1 protein-coding gene and 1 other annotated feature are annotated in these 457 nt (G+C 39.6%); the gene reads left to right on the top strand.

Going from position 1 to position 457, the window contains the following annotated elements; genetic code table 11:
• Positions 1-11 precede the first annotated feature (11 nt).
• Positions 12-147: a sequence feature (ribosomal protein L10 leader region), on the top strand.
• A 38-nt stretch (positions 148-185) separates the two neighbouring features.
• Positions 186-457 (top strand): 50S ribosomal protein L10 (rplJ, locus tag SMIDD26_RS10865; protein WP_134990314.1); only part of this gene is annotated, 272 nt, incomplete at its 3' end.

The following is a 457-nucleotide window of genomic DNA, read 5'->3' as shown; positions in this document are numbered from 1 at the left end:
CTATACTTATATACGGTTTGAAAAAACTGCCTAAGACAGTAGGGGAGTTCGACTCATAAGGATCCTACCGAGGACAAAACGTATCATGTAAAAAGAAGCGTATTGTACTTTCGTGTCTAGGTTTGAGCGCGTTTTTCTTTTTGAAAAATTCCCCAAGCAAAATAATTACGGAGGTGAACACACTAATGAGTGAAGCAATTATTGCTAAAAAAGCGGAACTAGTTGACGTAGTAGCTGAAAAAATGAAAGCTGCTGCATCTATTGTCGTTGTAGACGCTCGTGGTTTGACAGTTGAGCAAGATACAGTTCTTCGTCGTGAGCTTCGTGGAAGCGAAGTTGAGTACAAAGTCATTAAAAACTCAATCTTACGTCGTGCAGCTGAAAAAGCTGGTCTTGAAGAACTTGCATCAGTATTTGTTGGACCATCTGCAGTAGCATTTTCTAACGAAGATGTTAT

Origin of the sequence: Streptococcus mitis (assembly GCF_001579035.1) — a bacterium.
GTDB classification, from domain to species: Bacteria; Bacillota; Bacilli; order Lactobacillales; family Streptococcaceae; genus Streptococcus; species Streptococcus mitis_J.
This window is presented reverse-complemented; position numbering and strand designations above follow the sequence as displayed.